The organism is Vibrio sp. Vb1337, assembly GCF_033338715.1.
Lineage (GTDB): Bacteria > Pseudomonadota > Gammaproteobacteria > Enterobacterales > Vibrionaceae > Vibrio > Vibrio alginolyticus.
The window spans coordinates 1-10,938 of sequence record NZ_JAWOTD010000038.1 but is presented as its reverse complement, the minus strand read 5'-3'; the positions used below and the strand labels follow the sequence as shown (position 1 = coordinate 10,938).

The 10,938-nt window shown below is 39.9% G+C and carries 14 protein-coding genes; 13 read left to right on the top strand and 1 reads right to left on the bottom strand.

Annotated features, from left to right (window positions below; genetic code table 11):
* The first annotated feature begins 93 nt into the window (after positions 1-93).
* On the top strand, positions 94-474 hold the full coding sequence (locus R7E42_RS23325) for a DUF4087 domain-containing protein (protein ID WP_262628293.1): 381 nt from the start codon (positions 94-96) through the stop codon (positions 472-474).
* 253 nt (positions 475-727) lie between these two features.
* On the opposite strand, the gene R7E42_RS25980 is transcribed toward R7E42_RS23325, so the two are convergent.
* A complete protein-coding gene (locus tag R7E42_RS25980) occupies positions 728-991 on the bottom strand; it encodes a hypothetical protein (protein WP_155486732.1) in 264 nt (87 codons plus the stop codon).
* Positions 992-1,308: 317 nt separating this feature from the next.
* On the opposite strand from R7E42_RS25980, the gene R7E42_RS23320 reads away from it, so the two are divergent.
* The 12 genes from R7E42_RS23320 to R7E42_RS23255 all read left to right on the top strand — a co-directional run bounded on the left by R7E42_RS23320 (position 1,309) and on the right by R7E42_RS23255 (position 10,747).
* Positions 1,309-1,863: a hypothetical protein gene (locus R7E42_RS23320; protein ID WP_053807654.1), complete on the top strand. Its 555-nt coding sequence runs from the start codon at positions 1,309-1,311 to the stop codon at positions 1,861-1,863.
* A 426-nt stretch (positions 1,864-2,289) separates the two neighbouring features.
* On the top strand, positions 2,290-2,781 hold the full coding sequence (locus R7E42_RS23315) for an RDD family protein (protein WP_006879709.1): 492 nt from the start codon (positions 2,290-2,292) through the stop codon (positions 2,779-2,781).
* Positions 2,782-2,924: 143 nt separating this feature from the next.
* Positions 2,925-3,224: a hypothetical protein gene (locus tag R7E42_RS23310; RefSeq protein WP_054702843.1), complete on the top strand. Its 300-nt coding sequence runs from the start codon at positions 2,925-2,927 to the stop codon at positions 3,222-3,224.
* Between the two features lie 157 nt (positions 3,225-3,381).
* Positions 3,382-3,870 carry a DUF523 domain-containing protein gene (locus R7E42_RS23305; RefSeq protein ID WP_318071333.1) on the top strand — a complete coding sequence of 163 codons (489 nt, stop codon included), beginning with the start codon at positions 3,382-3,384 and terminating at the stop codon, positions 3,868-3,870.
* Positions 3,871-4,565: 695 nt separating this feature from the next.
* A complete protein-coding gene (locus R7E42_RS23300) occupies positions 4,566-4,907 on the top strand; it encodes a hypothetical protein (RefSeq protein WP_053807656.1) in 342 nt (113 codons plus the stop codon).
* A 163-nt stretch (positions 4,908-5,070) separates the two neighbouring features.
* On the top strand, positions 5,071-5,802 hold the full coding sequence (locus R7E42_RS23295; RefSeq protein ID WP_318071310.1) for a DUF2971 domain-containing protein: 732 nt from the start codon (positions 5,071-5,073) through the stop codon (positions 5,800-5,802).
* Positions 5,803-5,934: 132 nt separating this feature from the next.
* The gene (locus R7E42_RS23290; protein WP_318071309.1) at positions 5,935-6,237 is read left to right on the top strand and encodes a hypothetical protein; all 303 of its coding nucleotides are present in this window, start codon (positions 5,935-5,937) and stop codon (positions 6,235-6,237) included.
* Positions 6,238-6,390: 153 nt separating this feature from the next.
* Positions 6,391-7,197, top strand: coding sequence for a hypothetical protein (locus tag R7E42_RS23280; RefSeq protein WP_005378537.1), 807 nt, complete (start codon positions 6,391-6,393; stop codon positions 7,195-7,197).
* Between the two features lie 137 nt (positions 7,198-7,334).
* A complete protein-coding gene (locus R7E42_RS23275) occupies positions 7,335-7,709 on the top strand; it encodes a hypothetical protein (RefSeq protein ID WP_262598266.1) in 375 nt (124 codons plus the stop codon).
* A 139-nt stretch (positions 7,710-7,848) separates the two neighbouring features.
* Positions 7,849-8,385, top strand: coding sequence for a nucleotidyltransferase family protein (locus R7E42_RS23270; protein WP_318073028.1), 537 nt, complete (start codon positions 7,849-7,851; stop codon positions 8,383-8,385).
* Between the two features lie 106 nt (positions 8,386-8,491).
* The gene (locus tag R7E42_RS23265; protein WP_318071307.1) at positions 8,492-9,619 is read left to right on the top strand and encodes a PIN domain-containing protein; all 1,128 of its coding nucleotides are present in this window, start codon (positions 8,492-8,494) and stop codon (positions 9,617-9,619) included.
* A gap of 153 nt (positions 9,620-9,772) precedes the next feature.
* Entirely contained in the window at positions 9,773-10,747 is a 975-nt protein-coding gene (locus R7E42_RS23255) for a putative phage abortive infection protein (protein ID WP_318071306.1), read from the top strand.
* Positions 10,748-10,938: the final 191 nt, after the last annotated feature.

Here is a 10,938-nt window from a genome sequence, read left to right as displayed (position 1 = left end):
TATGCGTTAGTTTTAGTGGTTAAGGTGTTATGCGGCGGCTTCGCTATTGCGTGCCTCACACCTTAACAAGGCGTTAGGCGAATGGAGTAAGTAATGAGATTTTTGATTGTTATTCTGGGGATGTTTTCTGCATTAACAGCGACGGCAGAAGAGACTCGATGTGGATGGCTTGAAAATCCTTCTCCTGCCAATATGTGGTTGATTGATCGCGATGGCTCGTGGGATATATCAGTCCAAGGTACTTCAAATGCATTGGACGATAAATCGATGGAACTGCTTTATCAAGCGACTGCAAATGAAAATGAATTTGTTAGAACAAATCGAAGCTATGGTTTTAGTTGTGCTTGTTTAACATTGGACGTAGACGAAGAGAAAAATTCGATTACAACAATCTATAAATCCAAGCAGTTACCTTTGAAGCAGTGTTTAGAGGACATATCCATAACGAAAGATATTCCACTTCCTTTTAAGTAATTCGCCTAACAAATTGTTCAAGAGGGATTCGCAACGCGTGGCACTTTTACTATGCGTTAGTTTTAGTGACTAAGGTGGCATGCGGCGGCTTCGGTATTGCGTTGCTCACCCCTTAACAAGGCGTTAGTCGCCAGAAAAAGCTAGCAGTCAAAATCATGTTTCTAAGCTCAAAACTTGGCTACTGGTTGTTTGATTCATAGTTCCATCTTCGACGGGCAAAGCTCAGTTTCATCGGTTCTAGATCAATGCATTGCTATTTACCAAGCGGTTGTTTCGTTCTTTGGTGGTGATAGAGCGGGGCGATCGAGAGTCTGTTTTTGGTTGCTACTTCGCTCGGTGAGTTTGTTGGTACAAAAGCCGATTTACTCGCTGAAAGGACGTTTTCTCTGGTGTGGTAAGTTCCACGTGGTTTCAGTGACTTTGTTGAAAGTCCGCACTGTGAGATTAGCTTTCCAAAGGCGCTATTTGGTGTTGTCCGTCCGTTTTCTGCGGCGTTGTTTGTTCCAAGTGGTTTCATTGAGTAGCCGCTTTGAGACTACGCCTGACTTAAATGCATCAAAGCACATAAAGTTTGTTGTTCGCAAAGTTTAGTTCGGCTTAAAATTGTCGCTCGGTGCCTCGCGACTAACAAACTGCTCAAGAGGGATTCGCAACGCGTGGCATTTTTACTATGCGTTGAATTTAGTGATTAAGGTGGTTTGCGGCGGCTTTTGTATTGCGTTGCTCACCCCTTAGCAGGGCGTTAGTTTCATAACATTTCCTATACACCACTGAGTGCATATGCTATTCTTTTTATTTCATAAAATAAGCCCTAAAATTATACATGGATGAGTGATGAGTAACGTAATTTCAGTTAGCAGTTTACCGTATAATTTGCCAAGCAATGAGCAAGAACAATTAAGAATATTAGCTAAAATAATCGGTTTTAAACCAGAACTACTTGTTGGGGCTGGAAAAGTAGAAGTAGATGCGATTTGTTCGATGATCTTGTATAGACATCTCAGTCAGAAGCAACGAGTAGATGCTATGAAACTGATACGAAGTGTTTCGAATAGAGCCTTAATGGGAAAACTAGTAACAGGAGCGCTAGACACTACTTTTGTTAACCCACAATATGGCATGTGGTCAATGACTGAGAAAGAGTTACAGTCTGATAAAGATTTTCATAGCTTTTTAGACAATTTCGCTAGTTATATAGGTATTGGTGCTTCAAGCCTTGGACTCAAAGACCTATACAAGGAATCTAAAGCTAGAGGTAAACTTGGCAGAGGTGGTTTAGCTATGCTTGTCATTTGGGGAGCTGTTGCGTTTAATAAGTCTGAATTAAAAAAAGTTAATACAGAGTTAGAAAATCGAAGTGTACGATTGGTTTCGGGGCTTCATCAATGATTTCAAATATTATTTCTTATGTGCTTGTCACTGTCTTCGCTATATGGTTGTGGAATGATGCTCCAGCTCAACATAGAGATAACCTGTTCTATGTGGCCGTAGTATGTTCTCAAATCGGTTTCTTTATTTATTCTCGAAAGTTAGAGAAACTTAAAAATAAGGTAGAAGACTTGGAAAATAAGCACTCTCTAGAAACAAAAAACTAACAAGGCATTTAAGAGTGATTCCCAACGCTTGGCATTTTTTATGTCATCGTTGGGTTTCGTGTTTAAGGCGTACAGGTTTCGTCTGGTGGTAGCGTTGCTCACACCTTAATGCGGCGTTATGTTAATCGAAGTGTGTTGCAATTAATTGAATATTGTCTTGAGAAAGAAATTACATTACGTATCATGCATTTAAGTTGGTTATGTAAACTAGGTAAATAATATGAAAGATAATGTTCCCGCGAAAATGAGTGATTTGTACGAATATTCAGGTTTTTGGCCTCGAGTTGGTGCTAGTCTAATTGATACTGTGATAATTTGTGTCCTTACATACCCGATTCTAGTAGCGGTTTATGGCTGGGCATATTTTGACAACGATGCGTTAGTACAAGGCTTCGCTGACCTGATTTTAAGCTGGATTTTTCCATTGGTAGCGGTCATTGGTTTCTGGCTTTATCGTCAAGCGACACCAGGTAAAATGGCTATATCAGCGAAAATTGTAGACGCTAAAACTGGCGATAAACCTACCCTTCAACAGTATATTGTAAGATACCTTGGGTATATCCTAGCGACAATCCCTCTTGGACTAGGTATATTTTGGGTGGCTTGGGACAAGCGTAAACAGGGGTGGCACGACAAACTCGCCAATACCGTCGTTATCTGCGAAAAAGATCGAAACACACCTCAAGAAGTTGAATTCTCATCAAAAAATTAACATAACAAAGCATTTAAGAGTGATTCCCAACGCTTGGCATTTTTCATTCCATCGTTGGGTTTCGTGTTTACGGTGGTAAGGTTTAGGTCTGTGGTCGCGTTGCTCACACCTTAATGCGGCGTTAGAGCGCAGGAGAAAAAAGTATGAACATGACCGATATAGTTGAATACATTTCATATCTTATCGCCGGCATTATTATCGCTCCTTTCGGCTTTATGCTGTTTAAAGAATTCATTGGTAAAGATCGCAAGACGGTTACAGATGAAGTCAAATCAACAGTAGGTGACGAATCTAGAAAGTTTCTGGGTGGTAGGTATGGTGATGCCGTTGTAGGTCAATTTGTCGAGTTTAAACTGTTAATAGCGATAGGCTTGCCAGTAGTACTATTTCTAGGAATTTCTTCCTTGGTAAATTCTCTTTTGAAAGTTCTGTTCAACCTGTGAGCTGCGCTCTAACAAACTGTTCAAGAGGGATTCGCAACGCGTGGCATTTTCACTATGCGTTGATTTTAGTGTTTAAGGCGGTATGCGGCGACTTCGGTATTGCGTTGCTCACCCCTTAACAGGGCGTTAGCTATTTCTCGTATATAAAGGAGTTCCAGTGGTAAAAGTTCTCGTTAGTTCATGTTTGGTTGGAAACAACGTTAGATACAATGCGAGCTGTTTATCAATCCCAGAGCCTGAGTTGCTCTGGCTAAAGTCATACACAGAACTAGTGATTTTTTGCCCCGAAGTATCAGCAGGTTTACCTATTCCTAGAGCACCAGCTGAAATTATTACTGGTAAAGGTGTTGATGTGCTGGATGGTTTGGCAAACGTTGTTGGAAATGATGGCATCGATGTTACGGAACAATTTGTAAGTGGGGCAAAAAAGGCTTTGGAACTTTGCAAAAACCAGCAAATAAAGTACGCGATTCTTGCAGAAGGCAGTCCTTCCTGTGGCAGTTCAAAAATTTATGATGGCACATTCAACGGGATTAAAATCGATGGTTCAGGGGTAGCCACTGCATTGTTAGAGCGCAATGGTATTAAAGTCTACAGTCAACATACGATAGCTAAACTCCGAGAGGCGTTGGAAAAACATAGCTAACAAACTGTTTAAGAGTGATTCGCAACGCGTGGCATTTTCACCATGCGTTGTTTTAAGTGATTAAGGTGGTATGCGGCAGCATCGGTATTGCGTTGCTCACACCTTAACAGGGCGTTAGGCGACGGGCAGGAAAGTCCTTTGTTCTCATTTTCTTAGGTCTCTTTGAGCATTCGTTTTTCTAAGTCGGCAATTCAAGATTGTCTGTTCAAATTCATGAATCTCTCTGGCCGTAAAACATGCCAAGGTTTGCGGGTTGCCTCATTGGTTTTCATAGCCGGTTGGTTGTGAGTTTCATTGGCTCAAAGTGTGGCAGGGGCAAGTTAATTGAGGCTTTTGTTCTCGCTTTAAGTTTGTAGCTTTACGTTTCGTTTCCTCAAAAGCAACTTGATCGCTGAAAGTCTGTATTTCGTGGTCGCTGGCATCTTAGCTGAAACATAGTGACATTTGTGGTTCTTGAATCACAAAAAGTCAGTGGGTGTTTGGTTGCTTATTGGGTTTCGGGTAATCTGCTTGCAAACATCCTTGAACACTGGTGGGAAACTTCGCCTAACAAGGCGTTTAAGGCGGATTCACAACGCTTGGCGATTTCAGTTCAAGTCAGGTTAAGTGTTTAAGGTACAATGGTTTAGGTTTAGTGGTTAGCGTTGTTCACCACTTAACGCGGCGTTAGCTTAAATCATTAAAAAGGATGTGTAATGAGAAATAGAAAATGGATATTTGCAGCTATTTTGCTCATTGGTGGACCTTCACTATTGCCATTTAGCTTGGAAGTGATATCCCTAATTGAGTTACTAGGCTTTTTGGGGTTATGGACAATTTATTCATCCTACGCTGAATACTTGGTGAATCATCCTAGATTCAAAAGAGGTCTGCGTTTAGCTACTAGTTGGGATTTTCAGCCGCAAATGCTGTTCTCTCCTAGTGAACTTAAGGCATGTCCCCAGTTAGTTTTTCATATGCTTCCAGTTCAGAGTGTAATGGTCTGGACTTTGAATATTCTGTTTTGGGGTGGTCTGGTTTGGTGCTACATAATTTAAGCTAACAAATTGTTCAAGAGGGATTCACAACGCGTGGCATTTTTACTATGCGTTGCTTTTAGTGATTAAGGTGGCATGCGGCGGCATCGGTATTGCGTTGCTCACCCCTTAACAAGGCGTTATGTGATAAGGTGCAAATGCGGAAATTTTGTGGAAAATAATAATGAAAAATCCTGAAATAACTTCCTTGTATAAGTATAAGCCGATGAATCAGTTTACATTGGATATCATCGCTTCCGAGCGTATTTATTATGCTTTACCTGAGTCGTTCAATGATCCGTTTGATACCCAATGCTCTTTTATGAAAAGTACAGCTATAGCTCCTTCTACTGATGCGGATAAAGTCGCAAGAGCCTTTCCTGATGACTCTGAAATTGTGCCGTTTGAACTAAAAAACGTATCTTCAGATATCGACGTTTTTCAAGGTAAGTTGAAAAATTTTGGGATCGTCTCATTGGCTGAGAGTGCTGCTGATATTCTAATGTGGTCTCATTATGCCGATAACCATAAAGGCATTTGTATCGAATTAGAACGAAATGAGAATAATGCGCTGGGTAACCCTGATGAAACTAATAAGGTTAAATACACGCAAAGCTACCCCTCATTAAGCTCAAATGTTTTGCTCGATAGTGACCAGTTTAACTCCTCTTTAAAGCGGGTTTTATATACCAAGTCTAAACAATGGGAGTATGAAAAAGAGTGGCGGACATTTAAACCACAAGGTGGCAAAGTTTATCCATTACCAGGAAAAATCAAGTCTGTAACCTTTGGTGCTAGCTCATCACAAATGGACATAGAAATTGTAAAAAAATTAATTGCAGGTACGGATATCAAGTTGTTCCAAGCTGAGCTAAAACAAAATGACTTTGGTATTAAATCCAGAAAAATCACATAACAAACTGTTTAAGAGTGATTCGCAACGCGTGGCATTTTCACTATGCGTTGGTTTTAGTGTTTAAGGTGGTATGCGGGAGCATTAGTATTGCGTTGCTCACACCTTAACAGGGCGTTAGGTTTTAATGGAAAAATGGACAAAAATCTTGTTGTAAAATGGGCGGATCTTTTAAGTTCCAAGCTGAATCGTAGCGCCTTTGAAATTTCTGAGTCTGGTTTGATGAGTTATGACTTTTCAGCAGATAGCGTAGAAGTTTTGTTTGAAGATGAATCTTATTGTAAGTTCAATTATGCATTTGCTTTGGAAAATCCAAAGGAGGGGCAGGTGGCCATTTTTACTGAGCACTGTGGGTATCATGTGCTTTCTAATGTTGGTGTCACTGTCATTGAACACTTTGGCTCATCGAAAACCGTTATTGTCCAAAGTGAGTGGTAGGCTACAAACCTAACAAGGCGTTCAAGAGGGATTCATGCCGCGTGGCATTTTTGGTTTGCGGTGAGTTTTGGTGGTGAAAGTGGCTTGCGGAAGGTTGGTTTATGCGGCATTCACCCCTTAACGCAGCGTTAGGCTATTTGGGGAGTTTGGCTTATGAATTATCGACAGTTAGCAAAAGATCACCTGAAATTCGCACACAATGAACTGAGTTCCTCTAGTGACCCTCGTTTAAAATATGCTGCTCTTGAGCTTCGTATGGCAATGGAAGCTATTACATACGACAGGGCGCTAGCTTATAAGGATGAATTTCCACCAAGCGAATATGAGACTTGGCAACCCAAGAAAGTTTTGATGGTACTTTTGGAAATTGATAGTGATGCTGATACTAGTAGCACCATTTCAATAGGTGTACAGCCTGATAGTCACACTCTACCTGACACGATGCAGTTATTAGGTACTGAAAAGACATTTACGTTGAGAATGTTAAAAAAGCATTATGATGCTTTGGGTAGCTATCTTCATGTTATCTCGATGAAGCAAAGTCGTACAGGCAACCTTCAAAATATGAACAAATTGAGGCGACGATGCGAGGAAATATATCAGTTTTTAGATGAAGCTTTGCGATCTCCCGTCTTCAATATGACATTAGGTAATTTTTCTTCCCTAGTTTGCCAAGAGTGCGGCAAAACGATTAGGAAACGTATTCCCCATTCATTTAAAGAGCCAATTTTAGCAGATTGCTTTAATTGTAAGGCGAAGTATACGCTCACCGATGGCGGTAGTGGGAATGTATGTTGGACTTTAAATCAGCATGAACTTCAATGTAGCAATCCTAAATGCCAGAAAAGCATAACTGTTCTAGATCATGAGTTAACCGTTGGTCGCCATTGGATATGCCCAGCGTGTAATGGTAAAAACACTATAGTGCTGGGTATACAACACCAAAATCAAGAAGAATAGCCTAACAAACTGTTTAAGAGTGATTCGCAACGCGTGGCATTTTTACTATGCGTTGCGTTTAGTGGTTAAGGTGGTATGCGGAAGCTTCGGTATTGCGTTGCTCACACCTTAACAGGGCGTTATAGCTCAGGGGTAACATGAAGTATAAGTTAATTAAATCAATGGCTCACAACTTCACTCACTCATTTGTTGGTGGGTGCAACTATGTTGATGACGCATTTATATTTGAAGATTTATATACTTTAGCTCGCCTGAACAAAGGTAAGCCAGTTCAGATTTCTTGGGTTCCAGCTCGTACTGAGGAGTTATTTAGGCTTACTCCGAGAATTAGAAAATCAATAGGTTACTACCGAGAACGGCTTCCGAAACATGCAGCTAGCCACAATGTTTCTTTAGATCGCCTTAAAGAGTTTTATCTTCAAGTCTACATGGCTAAAAATCACCAGGTATATGTTAAAGCCATTACAGTTGATGACCGGGGTAAGAGAGTTGAGCAATACGTTTACGCTTGAGCTATAACAAACTGTTTAAGAGTGATTCGCAACGCGTGGCATTTTTACTATGCGTTGCGTTTAGTGTTTAAGGTGGTCTGCGGTGGCGTCGGTATTGCGTCGCTCACACCTTAACAGGGCGTTAGGGCACAGGGCGAAAATGGATAGAATCGTAGAATTAATCAAGCAAGATCCAGTTAGAGTTAAAGCCTTAGAGTGCGCATCTAAATTGGGCTTGCCTCAGTGTTACATTGCAGCTGGTTTCGTTCGTAATCTTGTTTGGGATGCACTGCATGGCTTTGATGTAGCAACACCATTGAACGATGCGGATGTTATTTACTTTGCGCCAGACGAGAACGACCCTAATGCATATTTACACCACGAATCTCAGCTCAAGCAGCTAATGCCAGAAGTTAACTGGCAAGTTCGTAACCAAGCACTAATGCATACTCGGAATGGCGATTTACCCTACACATGCTCCCTTGATGCTATGAGCTATTGGCCAGAACAAGAGACAGCTGTTGCCATTCGACAAGTCGCACCTGATAGCTATGAATGTATTGCAGCTTTTGGGTACGAATCCTTATTTGGTTACTGTGTCACACATAACCCTAAAAGGTCACGAGAAACGTTTGAAAATCGTGTAAATTCAAAGGGCTGGCTAGTAAGGTGGCCATCTTTGAGAACAGTGCCCTAACAAAGCATTTAAGAGTGATTCGCAACGCTTGGCGTTTTCGCTTCGCTCAAGTATAGCCAAGCGCTGCTCACACCTTAATGCGGCGTTATACCAATTTGGAGAAACAATGAGTACAGCGGATTACGGTGCAATTAGCATCGATACATCAATATTTGATGGAAATGGGTTACGTATAGAGTCTGGGTTATTTAAAAAGCTAGAGCAATTTAAGCCTAGTGAGGTACAGGTAGTCCTATCTGATATCGTTTATCAAGAAGTTGAATCACATTTAAAGAAAAAGATCAGTGATACACGGTCTGCTCTAGAAAAGTCTCTAAAAAATACAGTAGTACATCTAAATGTAGGGGAATCGATAGTTAGTGATGCTAAAGGAATGTTATTAGCAGAATCTGTCGAGGATATTACAACAGCACGGTTGCAAGACTTTGTAGATAGTACGGGGTTGCTAGTTATTAATTCTGAGGATCATCTTGATGTTAAGTCAATGATTAGTGCTTATTTTGATAACGAGCCTCCTTTTGCTCAAAGTGGTAATAAAAAAAGCGAGTTTCCTGATGCTATAGCTTTGATGACATTAGAAGCTTGGGCTGAACATAATGGTACTAAAGTTATCGCAGTTACAACTGATAACGATTGGTTAAAATATGCAGAGAACTCGGAATGGATTGATTGCACACAAGACTTTGCAGAAGCACTTTCGATATTCCAACCACAGACGGCTCCATATACATTTTTTGCTTCATTAGCAAAAACATTAGTGCCTGGCAGTTCGAGTCCATTTTACTCCTTGGTTGAAGAGCATGCGGCAGATTACACAAGCGAATTAGATCCGTATGCAGATGCTACATCCGGGTTTTATTGGGAGCAGAACGATATGGTTGAAGTATCGTTCAACAGTATGGAGTTTTTATCCGATGGGTCATCCCCAATTTTACAATTAGTCGAGGTTGACTCTGAGCAAGTAGTGGTTCAGGCAATAGTAAGTATCGAAGCGGATGCATCTTGTTCGTTTTCACTATCAGTACATGATTCTATTGATAAAGATTATGTATTTTTGGACTCAAGTTCAGCAAGTACCTCGTTTGATTTTCAAACCGAGGTTCTGATAACGTTTTCGGGCGATTTTACTGATTGCGAAGACTTTTCTTCAATAGAAATTACTGATGTTGAATTCATTTCTTCTCCATCAAGTGTTGATTTTGGTGATCTAGAGCCCGACTTTTGGGGTGACTAAATTGGTATAACAAACTGTTTAAGAGTGATTCGCAACGCGTGGCATTTTTACTATGCGTTGCGTTTAGTGTTTAAGGTGGTATACGGTGACTTCGGCATTGCGTTGCTCACACCTTAACAGGGCGTTAGTCATCAATTATATTGGGAGTATGTAGTGAAAATATATAAATTGATAATGGGAATACTGATTATTATCTCGATTTTTTTATTAGTTGAGTATGCTGAATTAATTATAGCGTCTGATGTTGAAAATATTAAAAAATGGAATGATGCTGCGGGGTTTTGGGGGGATCTGTCGGGGCCGATTATCAGTATTTTAGCATTTTTGGGGTTGCTATATTCACTATCACTAACAAAAAATCAGTATCTTGAACAATCAAATGAAAATACATTTTTCTCATTACTCGAGTTTCATTCATCAAAAGTTCATCAGTTGAGAGTTGATAATAATGAAGGGTACGAGGTTTTTAAATTTCTTTCAGAAAAGTTCAATGATTACTATAAGGAATTCATTTTTTCATATGTAGGTTCTAACTTTATATCAATATTAAATAGTCAGGTCGTTCTTGAGCACATTCTCCAAGATAGTGAGTTTGACTTTTTGATCAATGATGCTATTGAATACTGGCCGAACAAACCCGATAATCCCACCAGTTCTGATTATTTAAGTTACTTTAATGAGAGCGAGTTTGCTCAACATAGATTAAGTCAGGCAATCCACGATGGGCTTAGTGAGTCCAAAAAAATCAAAGTATACTCGCTCTGTGATGTATACTTTAATTCAAGACCCACTAAGGATATACAAAATGACTTGTCTGATATTTATTCGTCGTTCTACCATGACTATGGTCATGTAATAGGGCATTATTTCCGTAGTATGTATTATGTTTTAGAGCATGTAGATAAAATGGAAAATTCAAATAAGTATGCAAAGATATTTCGTTCTCAATTATCTCGTTATGAAATAGTCATGTTGATGTACAATATGACAAGCGATTATGGTAGTAAAAAATTTAATCTGTTAATTAATAAATATGAATTATTTAATGGGATTTATGAAAAAGACATTTGTTATCATCCGAAAGAATTTGATTATAAAGCATTTACCAACGAAGTATTGAAATATTGAAGACTAACAAACTGTTTAAGAGTGATTCGCAACGCGTGGCATTTTTACTATGCGTTGCGTTTAGTGTTTAAGGTGGTATGCGGCGGCTTTGGTATTGCGTTGCTCACACCTTAACAGGGCGTTATGTGTCAATGGGTTTCTAAACAGAGTGAGAAAGATAAAAATGCAGTTTATTTGGGAAGTCTCGGACG